Origin of the sequence: Streptomyces yunnanensis, from assembly GCF_029011865.1 — a bacterium.
Lineage (GTDB): Bacteria > Actinomycetota > Actinomycetes > Streptomycetales > Streptomycetaceae > Streptomyces > Streptomyces yunnanensis.
Map to the genome: position 1 here is coordinate 1,713,138 of NZ_CP095749.1, position 19,128 is coordinate 1,732,265.

The 19,128-nt window shown below is 67.6% G+C and carries 17 protein-coding genes; 4 read left to right on the plus strand and 13 right to left on the minus strand.

The features are described 5' to 3' along the window. Window positions 1-23: 23 nt before the first annotated feature. From MOV08_RS07535 to MOV08_RS07545, 3 genes are all read left to right on the plus strand, one after another. The gene (locus MOV08_RS07535; protein ID WP_275306787.1) at window positions 24-746 is read left to right on the plus strand and encodes a GntR family transcriptional regulator; all 723 of its coding nucleotides are present in this window, start codon (window positions 24-26) and stop codon (window positions 744-746) included. A 181-nt stretch (window positions 747-927) separates the two neighbouring features. Further along, window positions 928-2,193, plus strand: a complete 1,266-nt coding sequence (locus MOV08_RS07540) for an alpha/beta fold hydrolase (RefSeq protein WP_039630534.1) — start codon at window positions 928-930, stop codon at window positions 2,191-2,193. 46 nt (window positions 2,194-2,239) lie between these two features. Next, complete coding sequence (locus MOV08_RS07545) at window positions 2,240-3,436, plus strand: M6 family metalloprotease domain-containing protein (protein WP_275306788.1); 1,197 nt, start codon at window positions 2,240-2,242, stop codon at window positions 3,434-3,436. A 1,270-nt stretch (window positions 3,437-4,706) separates the two neighbouring features. Here MOV08_RS07545 and MOV08_RS07550 read toward each other — a convergent pair. The 10 genes from MOV08_RS07550 to MOV08_RS07590 all read right to left on the minus strand — a co-directional run bounded on the left by MOV08_RS07550 (window position 4,707) and on the right by MOV08_RS07590 (window position 14,086). Next, window positions 4,707-5,900, minus strand: coding sequence for a M48 family metalloprotease (locus MOV08_RS07550; RefSeq protein ID WP_275306789.1), 1,194 nt, complete (start codon window positions 5,898-5,900; stop codon window positions 4,707-4,709). Between the two features lie 69 nt (window positions 5,901-5,969). Continuing rightward, complete coding sequence (locus MOV08_RS07555) at window positions 5,970-6,476, minus strand: Pycsar system effector family protein (protein ID WP_052286586.1); 507 nt, start codon at window positions 6,474-6,476, stop codon at window positions 5,970-5,972. Further along, window positions 6,473-7,594 carry a DUF4670 domain-containing protein gene (locus tag MOV08_RS07560; RefSeq protein WP_275306790.1) on the minus strand — a complete coding sequence of 374 codons (1,122 nt, stop codon included), beginning with the start codon at window positions 7,592-7,594 and terminating at the stop codon, window positions 6,473-6,475. The genes MOV08_RS07555 and MOV08_RS07560 overlap by 4 nt, the downstream gene beginning before the upstream one ends. 69 nt (window positions 7,595-7,663) lie before the next feature. Further along, complete coding sequence (locus tag MOV08_RS07565) at window positions 7,664-8,206, minus strand: hypothetical protein (RefSeq protein WP_275306791.1); 543 nt, start codon at window positions 8,204-8,206, stop codon at window positions 7,664-7,666. 43 nt (window positions 8,207-8,249) lie between these two features. After that, on the minus strand, window positions 8,250-8,603 hold the full coding sequence (locus tag MOV08_RS07570; RefSeq protein WP_275306792.1) for a helix-turn-helix domain-containing protein: 354 nt from the start codon (window positions 8,601-8,603) through the stop codon (window positions 8,250-8,252). Beyond that, the gene (locus MOV08_RS07575; RefSeq protein ID WP_275306793.1) at window positions 8,600-9,478 is read right to left on the minus strand and encodes a helix-turn-helix domain-containing protein; all 879 of its coding nucleotides are present in this window, start codon (window positions 9,476-9,478) and stop codon (window positions 8,600-8,602) included. Before MOV08_RS07575 ends, MOV08_RS07570 begins: the two co-directional genes overlap by 4 nt. Beyond that, entirely contained in the window at window positions 9,478-10,179 is a 702-nt protein-coding gene (locus tag MOV08_RS44155) for a TniQ family protein (protein ID WP_420834138.1), read from the minus strand. Before MOV08_RS44155 ends, MOV08_RS07575 begins: the two co-directional genes overlap by 1 nt. Further along, window positions 10,110-11,255, minus strand: a complete 1,146-nt coding sequence (locus MOV08_RS07580; protein WP_275306794.1) for an AAA family ATPase — start codon at window positions 11,253-11,255, stop codon at window positions 10,110-10,112. Before MOV08_RS07580 ends, MOV08_RS44155 begins: the two co-directional genes overlap by 70 nt. A gap of 15 nt (window positions 11,256-11,270) precedes the next feature. Then, window positions 11,271-13,391, minus strand: a complete 2,121-nt coding sequence (locus MOV08_RS07585) for a Mu transposase C-terminal domain-containing protein (protein WP_275306795.1) — start codon at window positions 13,389-13,391, stop codon at window positions 11,271-11,273. Next, window positions 13,388-14,086, minus strand: a complete 699-nt coding sequence (locus MOV08_RS07590; protein ID WP_275306796.1) for a TnsA-like heteromeric transposase endonuclease subunit — start codon at window positions 14,084-14,086, stop codon at window positions 13,388-13,390. The genes MOV08_RS07585 and MOV08_RS07590 overlap by 4 nt, the downstream gene beginning before the upstream one ends. A gap of 219 nt (window positions 14,087-14,305) precedes the next feature. On the opposite strand from MOV08_RS07590, the gene MOV08_RS07595 reads away from it, so the two are divergent. After that, entirely contained in the window at window positions 14,306-15,571 is a 1,266-nt protein-coding gene (locus tag MOV08_RS07595; RefSeq protein ID WP_275305717.1) for an IS701 family transposase, read from the plus strand. Window positions 15,572-15,729: 158 nt separating this feature from the next. On the opposite strand, the gene MOV08_RS07600 is transcribed toward MOV08_RS07595, so the two are convergent. From MOV08_RS07600 to MOV08_RS07610, 3 genes are all read right to left on the minus strand, one after another. Next, window positions 15,730-17,235, minus strand: a complete 1,506-nt coding sequence (locus MOV08_RS07600; RefSeq protein ID WP_275306797.1) for a hypothetical protein — start codon at window positions 17,233-17,235, stop codon at window positions 15,730-15,732. Window positions 17,236-17,330: 95 nt separating this feature from the next. Beyond that, a complete protein-coding gene (locus MOV08_RS07605; protein WP_275306798.1) occupies window positions 17,331-18,188 on the minus strand; it encodes a hypothetical protein in 858 nt (285 codons plus the stop codon). Window positions 18,189-18,318: 130 nt separating this feature from the next. Beyond that, the gene (locus MOV08_RS07610; RefSeq protein ID WP_275311717.1) at window positions 18,319-18,969 is read right to left on the minus strand and encodes a Crp/Fnr family transcriptional regulator; all 651 of its coding nucleotides are present in this window, start codon (window positions 18,967-18,969) and stop codon (window positions 18,319-18,321) included. Window positions 18,970-19,128 lie beyond the last annotated feature (159 nt).

Below are 19,128 nucleotides of genomic sequence, written 5' to 3' on the forward strand. Positions count from 1 at the left end.
AGACCGAAGGGACCACGAGCGCCATGGGGCACCTGAAGCACCGCGACCTCAACGTCGGCCGGGAGCGGCTGCGCGACCAGGTGAGCAACGCCCTGCGGGCCGCCCTGATCTCCGGTGAACTGCGGCCGGGCGCGGTGTACTCGGCGCCGGCGCTCGCCGAGGACTTCGGGATCTCCGCCACCCCGGTGCGCGAGGCGATGCTCGACCTGGCCCGCGAGGGCCTGGTCGAGCCCGTCCGCAACAGGGGCTTCAGGGTCACCGAGGTCAACGAGCGCGACCTCGACCAGTACACCGAGATCCGCGCGCTCATCGAGATCCCCACGGTCGGCCAGGTCGCCCGCACCGCCGCCCGCGAGGAACTGGAGGCGCTGCGCCCGATTGCCGAGGAGATCGTGCGGGCCGCCCGCGATCACGACCTCATCGGCTATCTGGAGGCGGACCGGCAGTTCCACCTCTCGCTCCTCGCGCTCTCCGGCAACGACCGTCTCGTCGAGACCGTCGGCGACCTGCGCAAGCGCTCCCGCCTGTACGGCCTCACCGCCCTCGACGAGCGCGGTGAACTGATCCCCTCGGCCGAGGAACACCTGGAGCTCCTCGACCTGATGCTCTCGGGCGACGCGAAGAAGGCCGAGCGGTGCATGGCCAGGCACCTGGGCCACGTCCGCTCCCTGTGGGCCGGCGGCGGCAGCTCCTCCCCGGCGCAAACCCTGGGGGCGACCCGGCGTTCCGGGACGCGTTCCTCCTGAGGCGACGAGCCACCGAGGCGGCGAAGGGCCCTCCATAACGCCGCGCTATGCCCGAACAAGGGCTCCCCGCAAGCAGACGGCTGAGCCATGCTGACCTGTGCGCACAGATGCAATGTCACACCTCACCGATGCCTCCGTCCCCCGGCCCCTCCCTCGTCGTGCCGCACTGTGAAAGGGCACCATGAACCCCGCTTACGCCACCACCGATCATCTCTTCACCGTCCCGCTGGACCACTCGCTTCCGGACGGCCCGACCCTCCAGGTGTTCGCACGCGAGGTCGTCGACCCGGCCCGCACCAAAGACCAACTGCCCTGGCTCCTCTACTTGCAGGGCGGCCCCGGCGGCAAGGCACCCCGCCCTTCGGCGGGATCGCCGGGATGGCTGCCCCAGGCGCTCAAGACCCACCGGGTGCTCCTCCTCGACCAGCGCGGTACCGGCCGCTCCACTCCGGTCACCGCCAAATCGGCCTCCCGGTTCGCCTCTCCGTCCGAACTGGCCGCCCACCTCGGCCACTTCCGCGCCGACGCGATCGTGGCCGACGCGGAGCTGATCCGCAGGCAGCTGTGCGGTGACGAGCCCTGGGAGACACTCGGCCAGAGCTACGGCGGCTTCCTCACCCTCACCTACCTCTCCCAGGCCCCCCACGGCCTACGGTCCTGCTACGTCACCGGCGGCCTGCCCGGACTCACCGCGACCGCGGACGACGTCTACCACCGCACCTACCCCCGCGTACGGGACCGGGTCCTCGACTTCTACGCCCGCTACCCCGACGACGCCGCCCGACTCCGCGAGATCGCCGACCTTCTCGCGTCCGACGACATCCGGCTGCCCGGCGGCGACCGCCTCACCACCCGCCGTCTGCGCACCCTCGGCCTCGTCCTCGGAATGGGCGACGGCTTCGAACGCCTTCACTGGCTGCTCGACGAATCCCTGGCCCCGGACGGCGAGTTGACCGACACCTTCCTCCACCAGGTCGAGTCCCTGACCGGTTTCACCGACAACCCACTGTATGCCGTCATGCAGGAGACGCTGTACGGGCAGGGAGCCGGCCCGACCGCCTGGGCCGCCGCCCGGTCACTGACCGACTTCCCCGAGTTCGCCGAGGACGCCGACCCCCTACTCCTCACCGGAGAAATGATCTACCCCTGGATGTTCCGCGAGATCAAGGGCCTGCGCCCCTTCGCGGACGCCGCGGACCTCCTCGCACAGCGCACCGACTGGCCCCCGCTCTACGACCCCCGGCGCCTCGCCGCCAACCAGGTCCCCCTGGCCGCGGTCGTCTACCACGACGACATGTACGTCGACGCGGGACTCTCGCTGCGCACGGCACATGACGTCGGCGCCACCCGCGCCTGGGTCACCAACGAATGGGAGCACGACGGCGTCACCGCCTCCAACGGCCGTGTCCTCGCCCGCCTGATGGACCTGGCCGCCGGACGCGCGTAGCCCTCCCGTCCCGCACTCCCCTCCTCCCTCCCACGACAGGAGTGACATGTCCCTCCTCTCCACACGTCTGCGCGCCTTCACCGCGGCTCTCGCCCTCACGTCCTGCCTGGCCACCCCCACATCGGCGAACGGGGCCACGCCACCGCCGACCCGACGTCCTTCGTCCCCCGCCACCGACTGCGCACTGCCCGGCAGGACCGGATGGACCGACGAAGGCCACGACACGGACCACACCCGGTTCCAGCGCGCCACCGGAACCAGGCGCGTCCTGATGCTGTTCGTGGACTTCCCCGACGCCAAGGCCACCGACTCCACACGGGAGTACGCGGCCCAACTCGCCCCCGCCGCCGACTGGATGCGCACGGCCAGCTACGGGCGCACGCGCCTCGACCTCACCGCACTGCACCGCTGGGTCCGCATGCCGGCGACTTCGGACTCGTACGGATTCCGGCGCGGCCTGACCTTCGAGGCCCACGAGAAGTACGTACGGGACGCGATCACCGCCGCCGACCCGTACGCGGACTTCTCCCGCTACGACATGGTCTACGTCGTCCCCACCAAGGCGGCCTCCGCGATCTCCTTCTCCCCGACCTACCTCTACGACCCCACCACGCCCGGGGTGACCGCCGACGGCACCCGCATCAAGTGGGCCGTGACCTTCGGCCAGGACATGTGGCACTGGGGCCCCAAGGTCGCCGACCACGAGACCGGCCACACCTTCGGCCTGCCCGACCTGTACTCCTTCACCGGCACCACCCACCGGTACGTCGGCGGCTGGGACGTCATGGGCAACATCGCCGGCCCCGCACCCCAGTACCTGGGCTGGCACTCCTGGAAGCTCGGCTGGACCCGTGACGCCCAGGTTGCCTGTCTGGCCGCACCCGGTCGACGCACCGTGCGGCTGACCCCGGTGGAACGACGCGACGGCACCAAGATCGCCGTACTGCGCACCGGTGCGACGACGGCGTACGTCGCGGAGTCCCGCAGGGCCCAGGGCCACGACGCGGACGCGTGCTCGCGCGGCGTCCTCATCTACAAGGTCGACTCCGCGACCCGGACCGGCGAGGGTCCGGTCCAGGCCATGAACGGCCACCCGTCCGCGAAGCCGCGAGCCGGCTGCACCCCCCTCGACCTGGCGGCGTACAGGCCCGGCCAACACTTCACAGACCCGGACAACGGCGCCCGAATCGACGTTCTCGCGGGTGACACAGCGGGGGACGCGGTGAAACTCAGCAGGTCGTAAGTCATCAGGGAACAACGCGGGCAGCACACGCGGCGGCCGGAAGACCACCGCATGGGCAACATTCCCAAACCGCCGGGCGGCTGCCCATGCGTGTCATCTGCCGCGTGCTCGGCCTGCCCGGGGAGGAACGACCCTGGCTGCACCGGAACCCGTGCCCGTCGTCACTCATCCCTCCGACCAGGCCGCCGGCCTGTTCACACAGGTCACGGCCTTGATAGGGAAGCAGAAAGCAGCAGAGGCGGTACGGGCACGCTTCGAAGGCCCAACAGCCCCTGTGCTAGGCCAGTTCGAAGAGCAGTGAGCCTGCGATCACAGCAACTCCGGGTCTCTTGCGACGTCATTGGTGCTTCATCCGCCACGAGGGAGGGTGTGCGCTCCTGCACAGCGGCGAAGATGTCGTCGAGGAGGTAGTAGTTGTGGCCGACGACATGGCGACCGAGCCGGTCCACCGCCGCGGCGACGAGGCCGTCATATGGCCCCCTCTCGTCACACAGCCACGGGCCGAGCTTGGGCCGGGGCATCGGGTCCGTGGCTCCCGACACCTCCCTCTCGGTCAACCAAGGAAGCTCAACCGCACCCTGCGGTGCGGGTTGTCGATGTTGGTGTCCGCGAGGCTCCGTTAAGGCAACTGGCAAGGTACGCGATCGCGCCCTTCACATGATGTGTCACCGGAGTCGTGTCAGGGTGAACGAGAGCGTGAGAAGTTGCAGTTCAGGGCCGATTTACGACCAGTTGGACAAGCTCTCAGGAACATGAAGCGCCATATGAGCGTCACTGCTCGCTAACTGGCCCCGCGCCCGAGCACCTGGACTACCGCGGCATCCTCACCGACCTCCACAGAGCCACCGATCCCCCCTCCGGACACAAGTTTCAGGTCCTCTGCCGGTTCGACGTCCGCGACTTCCGCAATCACGCCCATCGCCGCCACCACTCGCTGCCCAGTGGCGCTGCCCTCCACCTCGGCAGTGGCCTACTCCTCCGGGAAGGATGCCTCGGCCTCTCCTTCGGCGACCGCCGACAGAACGTAGTGCTGGTCTTGGCCCGTCCCCGTCCAGGAACCGGCCCGCTCCCGGAAGCTCTTCGGCACCATCAGAAAGCAAAACCGCCAGGCCAATCTTGGGCAAACAGGATCTGCCCGAGCAATGCCAGCACCCGAACCCATTCAGGACGAAGCTATCGCGGCTCCCCTCCCGACCCGCGTTGTCCCAGCAGTACAGGGCCCGCAAGGGTGCGGCGGCAGCGCGGCCCCAGGATCCGACTTGGACCAGATTCACCGCCGCTTCAGAGACGGCGCCAGGTGGTGCAGGCGCGTGTAATAGTCGGGGTGCGAGGACAGGAGCTTGCCTGAAAGGCTCCGCCTACCGCCGCGAGCGGCGGTTCCCGGGTCAATCGCAGCCATCTTGCCACACCCGGACAGAGCGGAAGCCGCCGCAGGCCCGCCCTCCCGTTCCGCCGCCTGCATCAACTGCAACACCTCGGCGAGCATCGGCCCAAAACCAGCCACTACCGCATGGTGATCCGCCCTCAGTTCGGCCCGACGGGTCACGGCGGCGAGCAGATACGGAGCGGCCATCAGCGTCAGGGTGAGGAACCAGTACTTCCACGCGACCGCCAGCACAATGGCGCCTGCCGCAAGAAGCAGCACTGCCGCCCAGAAGCTCATGCGCCCACGGCCCACGACGGTGACGAGCCGGATCAGCCTCCGCACAGCAGCCCACGCAAACCGCACCGGAGCCGCATACCACCGCCCCAGGACCAAGGACCACGCGTGACCGCGGACGTGATGCCCCAGCTCATGAGCGAGGACCGCGGCCAGCTGACCATCAGACAGGTGCTCCAGTGAAAACCGAGTGACGCCCACGATGTGCCCCGCCGCGGCCACGGCGTTGAGGTGATCGCTCTCCTCGATCCATAGTTCGTAGGCGCGGCCGTCTACACCCGTCCGCGCCGCCACTTCCCGCCACAGCGGTGCCAGTCGGTTCAATTCCCCCGGGGTGGGGTGACGGAGGTTCAGCACATGGCGGGCCAGGGCTCTCTCGGTGGGCCGATGAAACGCCATGGCACCTGAAGCGAGCCAGAGCAGGCCCCCCAACCAGCCCATACCGGGGAACAGGAGGTGGGAGAGCGTCACCACGATCACCAGGCTGGCGAGGAACGAGGGCAACTGCAGCAACAGTTGGCCCACAGCCGTGGCGTCCATGCCCCGCTGCCGCTTGGCGAGGTGCACACGCCCACGGCGGCCGAGCGCCTCTTGCGGCACGCGCTTCTCAGAAACGGACTGCTGTTCCGGATTCCCGGCGGAGTGAGATGCCTCGGACTGCGTCGCGCCGCCCGGGTAGGGCGGTGGAGGCGGAATCATCTCGTCCGGACAGCACGAGGATGGAAAGAGAACAGCAGCGGGATAAACCGGAGCTTCGGGCAGGGAAGTGCGGCCGGGCTGGGCGGGTTCGAAGGCAGTGGTCATGAGAGGCTCCTGTCTCGACATACGGCCGGATCGTGACGATGCGGTAAAGAGCAGGCCGGCGCGGTGCATTCAGCCGGCGAGACGCGCAACGAGCAGAATCACCACTCCCGCGCAGTAGGCAGCCAGACCGGTGCGGATCCACCGGTGTTTGGCACCAACGATGCGGCTGTTCTGGGCCAGCGCCTCCAGTAGCCCGTCGTCCTGGTGTGCCTCGGTGACGGCGAGGGCCTCGGCGAGCCGGCCTCCTTCCGCGGCGCGGCGGATGTCGTCGAAGTACGTCAACGGCCGCCCCGGAGACCACCGGCTGGTGCTGTACCGGGGCAAGACGGCGAGGAGTAGGCATCCCAGTGCGCCGGCCAGAGCGGCCATGGCCACACACAACAGCACGCTCCCGGGGGCGGAGAGCCCGGATAACGACCATCCCCGAGCCGCGAGCAGGCCACCGAGCAGGCTCACCGTCATGCTCATGACCCCCAGAAGCAGCGACGCCTTGCTGTCCGCACGAGCTGTCTCGGAGCGCAGCTCCGTGAGCAGACGAGCTCCCACCGTCGGAATTTGCACACCCCCACTGCTCATCGCCCCTCCTCGGTGCTGCCGGCGGACGACCCGCCCCTCGGCTTGCGGAAATGCACCGGGGCACCGGGGTGCGCGGCCCCCGACAGGGAGCCCGGCGCGGGAGGAGCCGAAGCGATACCGGGCAAGTTACGTGCGAGGAGCCCCTCCAAGATCTCCACGGCCTGCTTGTTCAGCCCCGCGCGCTGGTAGTCTTCCGGGTTCCCTTCCTTCAGTACCTGCAGGGCGACCTCTGACTGGCTCCGGATCAGCTGGAGTTGGTCCCTCTGCAGGTTCTCCATGACCAGCCGGGAATCCTCCGGGTGCTGTGCCAGGTGCAGGGCCCACATCGCCACACCGCCGTGCAGGAGGTAGTACTCGTAGTAGCGGACCTTCTCCGCCTCCAGCTCCCTGGCTTCCTCATCCTGACGGCCCCGCAGCATGGCCATTTCGTGATCGTGCCGGGCCTGCTCCACATTCCGCTCCGCCTTGAGCCGGTCCTCCCGCATCGCCACGTCGTGCGACAGTCGCAGCTGTTCGTCGCTGTACCGGATCCGGCGGAGCTCCCGCTGGTGGCCGATCGCCGCGTCGTCCAGCTTGAGCCGCACGGCGTACGCCGTGCGCAGCCCCGCCTCCTCTCCCAAATCTCCCGCTCTAGCGAGAGCTTGGTACACGGCGCGTTCGGCGTCCGCGCTCCGGTCGAGTGGGAATCCGCGGCTGACCGGGTACATCAGCCTTTCCAACCGGCGCCTCAGGAGAGCGGGCACGTCCCGTTCCCCGCCGGCCACGAACCGTCCCGGCCGGGATACCTGCCAGGTCAGCTCCACCTCAGCGGTGAAGTCGAAGGCGTCGTTGTCGCTGGGCAGCAGCAGGGACACGGTGCAGGCGTGCACCCCCATGTCGACTTCGTAGACCGCGGTGTACCGCGTCACGGCGAACAGGGAGCGCGCCGGCCGGTGGGGTGGCAGGTAGACCTCGAACTCCCCTTTGTCCGTGGTGAATACCAGCGCGTTGTCGATCCGGCTGTAACCCCTGCGGTGACCGAACCGGGACAACTGACGCACGGTCAATACGGGGTCTATCAACTCGCTGTGCCGGTCTGCCCCCTGGTCCCAGTCGGGTTCGCGACGGAGGTCCACCATGGTTTCTCTCTCCTCACTCAGTGGTGTTCCGAAATTTCGCGGCCGTGGCCACAGACGGGAGGCGGCACCTCACAGCACGCCCCGCAGACGGGAGGCCACCGCGGGTGGGGCATCCGCACTCCCGCGGCGACCGCGCAGTGTCAAGAGCATGTGATCGAGACGCTTGCGGTCCTCGTCGGAGCCGACCAGCGCCGGAAGTAGCATCGCCAGTTCCCGCTCGGCCTGCGGATCGCCGTCCGCCTCACGAACCCAGCCGGCCAGCGCCTTCAACGCATCGGCGGTATACCCCAGATCGCCCAGCGCGGTCCGCCACAGCAGGGATAGCTGCTGCGCGTCCTCGGCCGGGCCCGCTGAGGCGGCGGCTGTATACCACCGCAGCATCAGCCGGTTGTCGGCGCGCGTACAGGCCAGGACGAAAGCGTGCAGCGCCAGTCGGCGGCCGGAAGGCCCATCCCGGAGGATTTGGAACAGGCCCCGCAGCAGCCGGCTGCGCACCGGCGCCGATTCGTCGCTCAGCAGCAGCGCGGCGGACTCGGCGATGTGCTGCGCCTCCTGCTCGTCGTCCCCGGTACGAGCGGCTTCCGCCAACGCGTTCAACGCTTCGTCGGGCATCCTGGCGCCCACCAGATGTAGGTTTCACTGATCTGACCCATCGTTAGGTCTCCTGACCTGGGATTTCATAGAGCGGTCCTGCCGTTGTGTCGGTGGTTTCGTCCCGCGGTGCTGTCGTTTTCCTCGGCGCCGCGGGACGTCGGGTGATCGTGGAAGCGGCTTGATGCGCCGCGGTGGTGAGTGAGTAGAACGTTCGTCGGCGTGCGGAGCCTGGCCGTTCGGCACGGGTTTCGAGGCGGCTTGTGAGCCAGCCGGCTGCTTCCAGGCGCTTGACCTGCTTATAGACGGTGGTGAACGGAATGCCGGTGGCGGTGTGGATCTGGGCTGAGGAGGTTTCCTGGTCGCTTTGTGTCAGCAGGTGGTCGAGGAGAGGGTGCAGGGACGAGGGGATGTTCAAGCGCTGAGGGGCGGTGCGTGCGGGTGCAGAACCGTGAGGGCGGCGCGTTCGCCGTCGACGACTGCTGTCGCGAAGTCGACCGCGTCGGGAGCTGGTAGTGGATCTAGGCGAGATCCGAGTGCGTCTTGCATGAGCGCCCGGACCTGGCTGTTGTCGAGGTCTTGAAGGAGCGCCGTGCCTCGGGCGGTGGGCCGCTGAGGCGAGTGGCGGACAGACCGGTGGAACAGCTGGGTGCCGATGTCCTGCTCCAGTTGGTGGAACTGGCTGGCCAGCGCGCTCGGCATGACGTCGAGGTGCTGGGCTGCGGCCGTGAGGGTGGGGAAGACCATGTTGATCTGGAACCTGCGGAGGCGGAGCCAGCCGTGCAGGGTTCCTTCGACCGCTGCTCGGATGTCGGCAGGCACCGATTCGTCCAGCTTCGCGTTGAGCGCCGTCAGGCTGCGTGCGCTGAACGGGCGCCGGGGGATGCCGAGTGCCTCAAGGTGGCGGATGACGACGTTGCCGTTGGTGCCGATCTCTTGGGCGATGTCGTCGATGCCTCGGGCCCGGTCGAGGTACTGCTCGCGGAGCCATTCCTCGTTGTCGATGGTGCGAGGACGGTTTCCGCGGAAGATGGTGACGCCGAGTTCCCTGGTGTGCTGGATGACGTGCTTGATCGGGAGCCCGTGGCTCTTGGCGATCGCGTGGAGAGGTGTCTGGCCTTCCACGTATTCGCGATTCAGGAAGTCGGGGGTCAGGATGGTGCGTCGTCGCTCCTGTAGTCGCCAGATTCCGAGTCCAGTGTTGAGGTCAGTGACGTCGGTGAGCGTGTTCTGCCAGGCATCTCGGGCAGCGTCGTTCAGGGAGAGCAGGTCGGTAGCGGTCAGTGACTCCATCAACGGTGATAGGCACTTGTCGACTTTTGAGAAGGTTCGGTCGGGGTCCATCCGTTGGTGGACGGGGAGAGAGTCGAGCTGATCCTGGGCCTGCAGCAGAGGGTGCCCGTGGGGAGGGCGAGGGCAGGGAGTTCGCCGAGGTCGGCTCCGCAGACTGTCCTGAGGCCGGTGCGGCGCATGCAGCGCCCGGGCGGGTGCAGGTGAACGGACCTGGGCAGGAACCCGCGAGGTTCGGCGTGGCAGCTGGGGCAGTGTCTGTGCAGGAGCACCTGGTGCTTGGTGCAGGCGAAGGTCCAGGGTAGCCACCAACGCGTCGGGAAGCGCCCTTGTCCCTCGTTGAGGCATTGCGGACAGAATCGCCAGTGGGGCGCTCGGCGCCCGAAGAGAGCGGGCGGGACGGCAGACTGCTCAAGCACTCTAACGCGCAGGTTCAGCTGTTTCTTCAGCCGTTGAAACATCTCCGGAGGCAGCCCCGTCAAGAGGTAGTGAGTACGTTCCTCCGTCGGCAGTCCGAGAGCGTCCAGCAGTGCGGACAGCGATGTCCAGGAGCGGCGGGCGAGGGCCTCGAGCCAGCTGTCCAGGCTCTCGCCGGGCTGCGGGAGGACGCGGATCGCCAGAGTTCGGGGTTCGCTCACGACACCTTCTTCTGCTTCTGCCCGGGCCGACTGACGAGCCGGCCGGCCTCGAGGGCGTCCTGCCATTCCTGGCGGGCCCGTTCGGACGCGGCGTCGTTCTTCACCTGGTCCAGTAGTTTCGTGTCCAGACGCTCGACGCCGGTGCGTACGGCTCTTTGACAGCCGCGGTTGACCAGCGTCATGAGGGAGCCGATATGCCCGGTGCTGCGGGCGAAGAGATAGTCGGACAGTTCGTCCGCGATCATGCCGGGGTGCTTGTGCGCAAGGACGACGCGTTTCTCGATTGCGAGGAGGATGTCGCGCCAATCGCGGCGCCCCTTCTCGGTCTTGATGTCGAACGCTTCCAGGCCCAGTCGCGTCGTGCGGCGTCCGGTCTGGGCGAGGACCGCGTCTTCGTAGCTTGCTCCCTCGCTGAACAGACCCCGCTTCTCCAGGCCGACGCCGACCATCAGCAAGGTCACTGGGAACTCGTTGGCAATGTATTTGAAGTGGTTGCTGACCTCGATCCCGCTCTTGTTCCGCCACTTCAGGAAGTGCAGGTCGTCCACGATCAGCAGATTCGTCTGCGCGGACAAGACGGAATCGAGCGCGCGATAGCCGAATTCGGCAGTCGTGCCGCGGTGACGGCCTGGGTGCCCGTAGTACTCCAGGATGGCCCGGTTGAAATCGCGCATTCCGGTGTTGCTGGTCAGGCCGACGCGGCAGACCGGCCAGCGTTCATGGCCATCGTCGGTGTACTGGCCCTCTTCCTTGATGATGCGACGGTGGAGCTTGCGGGCGAAAGCGAGAACGGCCGTGGTCTTGCCCAGACCGGGAAAGGCGTCGAGAGCGATCCCGCCCTTGACCTTGTCACCGTCCTGGTCGTTGCTGTCGAAGATGTCCCAGAGGTCTTCGTGCAGGGCCTGCATCTGCGGGGTGTCCAGCGGGCCGAGGTTCGCATGCCACTTGCGGCGGGCGCGGTTGTACTCGGTCAGCGCCTCATCACACAGCTTCTTCAACTGCCGACGAGACAGCAGATCCGGACGGATCCGGCGCGGGGCATCGGCAAAGCGGCCGAAGCCCTCCTTCCGGGACAGCGTGAGGTGATCCAGGCGGGAACGCAGATCGGCTTCCTCGGCCAGGGCCCGGGGCGTTCTACTCATCGTCATCAACGTCCTTCAAAGCCGTGGCGTAGAAGTCGATTTCCTCGTCCAGCTCCTCCAGGTCGTCGGCGTCGTCATCCCCAGTTCGGCCTCGTCGGACTCGGCAGCCGGAGGCGAGGGTTGTTCAGGAAGGGACAGCACCCGGGCGACCGACGGCAAGACGTTGACCTCGGAGGCTTCTTCCTCGGGCAGATCCACGGCGGCCTGTTCACGAGAGAGTCGCAGGGCCATGCGCCGTTCGACCAAGGAATTGCCGAGCCCGAGATTCCACCGCTCCAGCAGCAGCGCGACGGCGAGCCGGTCGTTGGGGTAGGTGTACTGCTTCGCGGCCAGGCGCCGGGCGAACTGCAACGCTTCCTCGCTCAACGGCATCTGGAGACTCGCCGCGTGTTCCCACTTCAGCGTGTGCCACTTGCGCTCCTCGTCGCGGAAGTAGATGCGGGTGACGTCATCGGGGTCGGCGAAGAACGGGAGCCGTCGCTTGGCCAGCTCGACGTCCGATCCGGCCATGTCCTTCAGGCCAGCAAGCCCCGGACCGTCGTAGCGGCGTCCCTTGATCTCGACGCCGTAGTGCTGGACGGTCCGCATCGTGACCTCCAGGAACTCGTAGGCGAGATCCGGATCACGCGGCACTTCGATGTAGCCGGCCCGGGCGAGGCCGTGCTCGAACATCGCGGCCGGTGACAGATCCACATTCGGCAGGTGCGGATCGACGAGACCGCTGTGCGGTCTGCGGTGATACACACACGCCACCCACTCGCGGATGATCGCCTCGAGTTCGTGCAGGAAGAAGAAGGCGTCCTTTTCAGGATTGAGCCCCCGTGAATGAATGTCGGGGCCCTTGTAGCCGGGCAGCACCTGCAGCAGGTCTTCCCGCACGGTCCTGAAGAATCTTTCGACCGGCCCCTTGTCCCGGCCCGTCCGTAGTCGGGCCGGCTGGATCGACATGCCCAACCGACGGCAGACGCTGGTCAGGTGGGCGGAGAGATAGATCTTGCCGTGGTCGACGATGACCGTCTCCGCCGCTAATGCAGGGCCGACGGCTCCCGTGACGGGACCATGGACTGCCTCGGCATCCACCAGGACACCGCGGGGGATCCCGTGATCGGGCCAGGCCGCTTCCTTCGGCCAGGACTCAGGGATGGGCCGGGGCCGGTAGGTCTGGAAGAGAACGGCAGCCGCGTCAACGGCCTTCGTCGACACCGGAGTGACACGGATGCCGGTGATGCAGCGGGTGTACCAGTCCATCGCGACCGTCAGCTCCGCCTGCACCCACTTCAAAGTCACCGGGTCGAAGGCGAAGACATCCAGTCGCGTGGTGTCCATCAGCACGTACTCGCCGGGCCGCGTGGGCCGCAGCTTCCCGTAGACACCGTCGGGACGATCCGCGATCTCCCGGTTGCGCTTTGTACTCAACCGGAACGTCGGATGACGCCGCTCGAGCTCGTGCATCCACCGATACCCCGCCGTCCGCTTCGGCAGCGGCACCGCGTCCGGCCCGAAACGCTCCTCCAGCCGGGCCTGCACCCGCTCCAACACGAGCTTCACGGAGGGCCGGGACTCTTCCTTGTACTCGCCCAGAACCTCTTCAGCCACCTCCACCCAGCGCGGATCGGCATGAGACAGCCCACCCTCCACCTGTGCCTTCTTCGGGGCGAGCCCCACCTCACCGCCCTCAAGGAATGCACGTGCCCACCGCTCCACCGACCGCACGGTCAGGCCCAGTTCGGCCGCCTTGGCCGCGTAGCGCTTCCCCAACGACAGGCCGGGAGCGTACTCAGGCCGTGGCTCACCCGGCCTTGCCAACTCCTCGCATCCCGAGCGGTAACCCGTCAGCATCTCCCGGACGTGCTCGGCCCGTTCAAGAACCTCTTTCCGTTCCTCCTTGGTCAGCCGACCCAGCACCACGGCAGCCAACTCAACGTCGTCGGCGGCCGGACCCCCGTCCTTGGGGATCACCTCAGCTCGATCCGAGGTCAGCAGTTCCCGTACCGACATCCGCGCCAGCCGGTCACGGGCGTCCTTGAGGATGACCTCCATACCCGTAGCCAGGCTCGCGAGCTCCACGACCTCGACCGTCTCGCCGTCGAGCCTGAAGCGCGTGCCGACACCAAGCCGTGTTCCCGCCCCGCTCATGCGGCCCTCCTCAACACGTGCCCCGAGCTGAGCGGCCGGTCCAGCTCCGTCGTCACGTGCCCAGACCACAGCAGGTGCAGCACCGCCGACTTCACCAGCGGCCGGGGACGATCGGGCAGCAGCCGGAAAGCCTCACGCAGCGACCGTCCCTCCAGCTCACAGGCCCGCAGGCCGTCCAAGAGGCCCGGATCGAACAACCAGTCCCTGCGGTAGCCGGCGAGGAAGCGGATGTTCTCCAGCTCATGAAGGTCCGGTTCACTCCAGACCTCGTAACGCCACCCGCGGGAGGCGACCGCCGCACGAGTCCACGCGAACGTGAACGCGACTTTGGGCCGCTCCAGCCGATGCCGCGGCTTGACATCCACGACCACCGGCCCGTCATCCGTCAACAGCAGATAGTCCGGGATGTGCCGCCGTAGCTTGCCCTCAACCTCTGCCTTGAGCAGGAAAGGCTGAGCGACGACATGCCGGACGTTCGGGGCGAAGTCCGCGAACAGCAGCCGTGCCAGTTCCAACCGCGACTCGTAGATCACATGGTCGCGTACCGTCGCCGCCCAGTACGTGCCCGAGTAGTGCTGCTGGCCCTTGTGCCAGCGGAACGTCCGCCACGGCTGTGCCTTCCGCAGGAGATCGAGTGGCACGGACGCCCACTCCAGATCCTCCACCACGGACTCGTCGGTCTTCCGGACACTCACCTGTAACGACGTAGCCAGATCTGTCGTGCTCATCGGACCCCAAACTCGCGTTCTCCAGGGCGGCTTGATCGACCGCCGAACGCCGTTGGCATGCCCCGGTCGTCTGCGTTGATGACGACCGGGACGCTCCGGTACACAAAGAGGGGAACTACTAGTAGTGCTTGGTCAGGTTGATCTTGGTGGTGCGTGTCCTTCTGGCGCTGCGTGCGTTGATGGAGTGTGACGCCAGATGAAATCGCTGCTGTTCGTGGCGAGTTGGAAGAATTCGCGGCTGAGGTGTTCGAGCCTTTCGCGAGGGATGGGCAGCGTTGGTGGGGGCAGGTCTACCTGCGGGGATTGCTGACCGACGGCAAACGCAAGTCGGTGGAGCCCATGGCCGCCCGGCTTGGGGCCGACGGCAATCGGCAGGCGCTGGCCCACTTCATCACCACAAGCCCGTGGGATCCGTCCCATGTCCGAGCCAAGCTCGCCTGGAAGATGGAAACCGCCATCCGGCCGACCGCTGCGATCTTCGACGACACCGGATTCCTCAAAGACGGGACTGCCTCGGCATGCGTGTCTTCGCAGTACACCGGCACGGCAGGCAAGGTCACCAACTGCCAGGTCGGGGTCTCGCTGCACCTGGCGTCCGACCACGCCTCCGCTGCCGTGGACTGGCGGCTGTTCCTGCCCGAGACCTGGGATCCCGCCTCGCCGAAGGCCGACTCGGACAAGACTGCGCGGCGTAGCGCCTGCGGCATCCCCGCCGACGTCGGGCATGTGGAGAAGTGGCAGTTGGCCTTGGACATGCTCGATGAGACCCGCTCGTGGGGAATCGAGGTGCCGCTGGCCATCGCGGATGCCGGATACGGCGACTGCGCGGCGTTCCGGCTCGGCCTTAACGATCGCGGACTGAACTATGTCGTGGGGATCTCCACCACGCTGTCGGCTCACCTGGGCGATGCCGTGCCGGTGACACCGGCCTACCAGGGGAACGGACGTCCCCCGGTGGCGAAGTACCCGGACAAGCCCAGGTCGGTCAAAGAACTGGTGATCGCAGTGGGCCGGAAGGCGGCGCGGCCGGTGTCGTGGCGGGAGGGCTCCCGGCCCGGACGGGGCCGCTTGGGCCTCAAACGGATGTACTCACGGTTCGTGGCCCTGCGGATCCGGCCCGCCGGACGCGAGATTCGCCAGGCCACCGAAGGGCCGGAGCTGCCGGAGTGCTGGCTGCTGGCCGAATGGCCCACCACCGAGCCGGAGCCGGTGCAGTTCTGGTTGTCCGACCTACCCGCCGACTTCCCGCTGACCACCCTGGTGAGGCTGGCCAAGCTCCGCTGGAGGATCGAGCACGACTACCGCGAGATGAAGCAGGCCCTGGGCCTGGCCCACTTCGAGGGCCGCACTTGGAACGGCTGGCACCACCACGTCACCCTCGTCTCCGCAGCCCACGCCTTCTGCACCCTGCAACGACTGGCCACATCCCCAAAAGACACGGCGCCGGCCTGAGCCTCTACACAGTCATCCGCGAAATGCAGACACTCCTCGCAACCTGGGCCGGCGCCTGCCCCACCTGCCACCGCGACATACCCACACCCGCACCAACCTGACCAAGCACTACTAGAGAAGGAGGCATGAATCCCGTCCGCATGTCGTATCCGACACAGCTACGACATTCCCGCGCGGAATCCGACGCGGGAAACGGGATCCCACACCAGAGCGTAGGCCCGGATGGCTGTCCAGCGAAGCCGTGGTCCGGCTTCTTCGTCGCACCAGGAGCGGAGGATCTGCGGGATGTTCGGCGCACCGATGGCATGCGCCGCCGCGAGGGCGTTGGCGGCGACGAGGCAGTCGCGATACACCTTCGACTTCGCCCAGCCCTCGATGAGCAGTGCCATCGCCGACGGCAGGTCGGTCTGGGCGAGTACCGCGGCCGTCACTGCCGCACGGGTACGTACCAGCGGTCGGCCGTCCTGTGCAAGCTTCCGGAGCCAGGCGAGCAGAGCAGGCCGCGCGGAGGGGTGACTCGTCCAGACCTCGCGGAGGACCTCTACAGAGGCTCTGGGCTCCTGGAATCGGGCCATGCGCTGGAACACAGGGCCCCACTCGGTGTGCTCCTCCTTGCGGTACTCAACGGCTCGGGCCAGGCGCAGGCGTTTGGTGATGGACGTCCCAAAGATGCCGACCTGGGGCTCCCTCCCGGCGTCCTCGGTTCTCTGGAACTCTGCGTACAGGGTGTCGCTGAGTTCCGCGGTCAGGGCGTAGGCGGCTTCATCGAACGCCGCCAGGGAGATGAGGAAAGCCCGGTCCCGGAGAAGGGTCTCGTCGTCTCCGAACCATTCCCTGACTTGCTCACGGACCAGCTCCGGGCCGACGTCCGCCAGCTTCTCCCGGGTGATCGTGCCGTCCGCGTGCCCGGCCAGGGCCTTCGCGAACTGCGCCGCCTCCCGTAGCTGGTGGTCGTCGCGGTCGAGGAACTCCCGGGAGAGGTCGAGCGCCAGCAGCTCGCGCTCCCTTTGAGGGTCATCCACCAGGGCGTGCAGATGTGACCGGAGCACCGCCTGAGGAGACGGCGGTTGCCACGAGACGGTGTCGACGCCCCGCAGGATCGCGAGCAGGTCAACGGTGATGACCAGATAGGCACCCTTCTTCCGGAGCACATCCCGCACGGCCCACAGGTCGATGTCGCGCAGCGGGTTCTCCCTGCCGGTCACCAGATCGCTGACGAGGTAGCCGTGCTGATCGCCGTTGACCTCGTCCAACAGCGCGGTCGGCCGGGTGTTGGGGTCGATGGCGCGTACGGGCACGGCATCCAGCGAGCGCAGCAGCATCAGGGCGGCGCTGCGTCGGCCAGTGAAGGGCGCGCCGTACAGCACGAGAACCCGCTCCTCCCGCAGCCGGTCGCGCAGGGGGTGCACAAGTTCCTCGTATCCGGCGAACTCCAGGGCCAGCTGGTCGAGTTCGGCAGGGGGAATGTTTCCGGAGATGTGGGTGGTGGCGCCGAAGCGGTAGTGGTGCTCCACCTTCGTGCCGAGGACAACGTCGCCTCCTACGCTGCCCCCGCTGACCCCGGTCTGATCGCCGCCGACGAGGCTGCCGCCGACGGCGGCCGGGACGTGTTCGTACAGATCACGCCGAGCCGCCCAGGGGTCCTGCGGGCGGTCATCCTCCATTTCAGTGTGCTCATCGTTCGTCTGCTCCTGCTTGCCGTCCGCCGGGTCTGTATCGTCCTGAGGACGTTCCGATGGCTTGTCACCGGACTGCTCGCTCATGTCTGCTCACTCCGGCCCTCACGCCGGACCGTGCCCATGATCACGTCGCCCGTGACGTGGCCGCCGCTGACCCCGGTCTGACCGCCGTTGACCTGGCTACCGCCGACCGAAACCGTTCCACCGTTGAAGGCGAATGCCGCCCCACCGCCCGCAGGCGCCGCGGCGGTCGCCGCCGGAGGCTGCCCGGCGGCATCCTCGTGCGCATCTCTGCCGCCGTGCCCGGCAGACGCCGGCTCCGGTACAGGGGTGGTGGTGCCGTCCGGCGGCGGCCCGTGCAACCACAGGTCGAGCCGGTCCTTCTTCACGGACACCACCGCGTGGTGGAACTCCTCCGGGCGCAGCCCGCGGTGTCCGTGGCGAACCACGCCTTCGTAGACGGGGGACGACACTCCCAGCACGCAGTCCGCTTCCCTCTGCGCGAGCGCTTCGCGCAGGGCGTCGGCATCGAGCAGCCGGCAGGACTGGTTGAGGTCGTGGCCGACGAGCCCGCCCACCGTGCCCTGCTTCGGGTCGAAGGCGACCTCTCCGGCGGCCAGTACCGTCCGCAGCCGCATCTGCGCGCTCCTCGATGCCAGCCGGTTGTACTGGGACAATGCATCCGGGATGACCGTCAACAGGGACCTGAGCAGCACCGTTTTCGGGATGTCGGCACTGACCAGCACGATCAGACCGTCCCCGCGGTCCTCTCGGTACTGCATGTTCCGCTCGACACCCGCCGCGGCCAGAGTGTCCTCCACCACGTTGTGCAGTTCCCGGCGCAGGCAGGCCTGCACCACATCGTCCCGTCGGCTGAAGTCCTCGATGTCCAGCAGCAGAATGGTGCGGTTGACGGGTTCCGTCAGGACCAGGGTCATGGGTGCCTCTCGGACGGTCGGGCTCGGTCCGGAGCACTATCTCGTGAGGGTCTGACAATCGAGAAGGAACACCTGCACACAGCGTCTGTAGCCAATGGCACACAACTCGCCCCGGCTGCACGGCCGTCGGCTATTCGCCGCCCGCTATCCGGCGCAGCTGGTCCGAGTGGACGATGACCAGTCCCCTGCGGCTGGTCCGGACGACGTCACGTTCCCTCAGTTCCTTCAGAAGCCTGGCCACCGCCTCTCGAGAGGCTCCGACCGCGCCTGCCAGCTCGTGCTGGCTGAGGCCGCTGGTCAGGCGCACTCCCTCCGCGTCCTGCACCCCGTGTGTGCGCGACAGCTCCAGGAGCAGGAGCGACAACCGCTGACGGACTCCGAGTGCGCCTTGCTCCACGCGTCGCCGGTCGCTGGCCTGTGTCCGGTCTCCGATGAGGCTGAGCAGTTGGCGGGACGAGGCCGGGAAATCCGCGAGATGGCCCAGGAATCGACCACTCTCGATCGTGACAGCCTCGACCTTCCCGAGCGCGGTAACCGTCGCCGAGCGCGGGCGGCCGCTGACTGCGGAGGCCTCCCCGACGACGTCGCCCGGACCCCGCAGGGCAAGCAGCGCTTCGTAACCATTGGCTGTGGAGCGGGTGACCTTGGTCCAGCCGGCGAGGATGACCACCACGTGGGTGGACGGTTCGTCCTGATGCACCAGTACGGACCGCGGGCTGTACTTCATGGGCCGGCCCAGCTCCAGCAGCGCGACACGTTCCTGGTGTTCCAACCGGACCAGGAACGGAACTTGATCGTCGAGTCTGCCGGTTCGTGACGGTGCCGTGGGGCTGCCCGGCGCGGAAACGACTGCTGCTCCCTGCTGCCCCGGCACAGGTCCGGCCACGCCGTCGGTTTCCACCCGCACTCCCCCCAAGGCCAGTTCGCTCCATCGTATTTC

What these genes read in the sequence shown, in the direction of transcription:
- MOV08_RS07535 (WP_275306787.1), top strand. Translation starts at nt 24, where the DNA reads ATGGGGCACCTGAAGCACCGCGACCTCAACGTCGGCCGGGAGCGGCTG.
- MOV08_RS07580 (WP_275306794.1), bottom strand. Translation starts at nt 11,255, where the DNA reads ATGAGTAGAACGCCCCGGGCCCTGGCCGAGGAAGCCGATCTGCGTTCC.
- MOV08_RS44155 (WP_420834138.1), bottom strand. Translation starts at nt 10,179, where the DNA reads ATGGCAGGACGCCCTCGAGGCCGGCCGGCTCGTCAGTCGGCCCGGGCA.
- MOV08_RS07550 (WP_275306789.1), bottom strand. Translation starts at nt 5,900, where the DNA reads ATGACCACTGCCTTCGAACCCGCCCAGCCCGGCCGCACTTCCCTGCCC.
- MOV08_RS07575 (WP_275306793.1), bottom strand. Translation starts at nt 9,478, where the DNA reads ATGGAGTCACTGACCGCTACCGACCTGCTCTCCCTGAACGACGCTGCC.
- MOV08_RS07565 (WP_275306791.1), bottom strand. Translation starts at nt 8,206, where the DNA reads ATGCCCGACGAAGCGTTGAACGCGTTGGCGGAAGCCGCTCGTACCGGG.
- MOV08_RS07585 (WP_275306795.1), bottom strand. Translation starts at nt 13,391, where the DNA reads ATGAGCGGGGCGGGAACACGGCTTGGTGTCGGCACGCGCTTCAGGCTC.
- MOV08_RS07555 (WP_052286586.1), bottom strand. Translation starts at nt 6,476, where the DNA reads ATGAGCAGTGGGGGTGTGCAAATTCCGACGGTGGGAGCTCGTCTGCTC.
- MOV08_RS07560 (WP_275306790.1), bottom strand. Translation starts at nt 7,594, where the DNA reads ATGGTGGACCTCCGTCGCGAACCCGACTGGGACCAGGGGGCAGACCGG.
- MOV08_RS07545 (WP_275306788.1), top strand. Translation starts at nt 2,240, where the DNA reads ATGTCCCTCCTCTCCACACGTCTGCGCGCCTTCACCGCGGCTCTCGCC.
- MOV08_RS07600 (WP_275306797.1), bottom strand. Translation starts at nt 17,235, where the DNA reads ATGGAGGATGACCGCCCGCAGGACCCCTGGGCGGCTCGGCGTGATCTG.
- MOV08_RS07540 (WP_039630534.1), top strand. Translation starts at nt 928, where the DNA reads ATGAACCCCGCTTACGCCACCACCGATCATCTCTTCACCGTCCCGCTG.
- MOV08_RS07605 (WP_275306798.1), bottom strand. Translation starts at nt 18,188, where the DNA reads ATGACCCTGGTCCTGACGGAACCCGTCAACCGCACCATTCTGCTGCTG.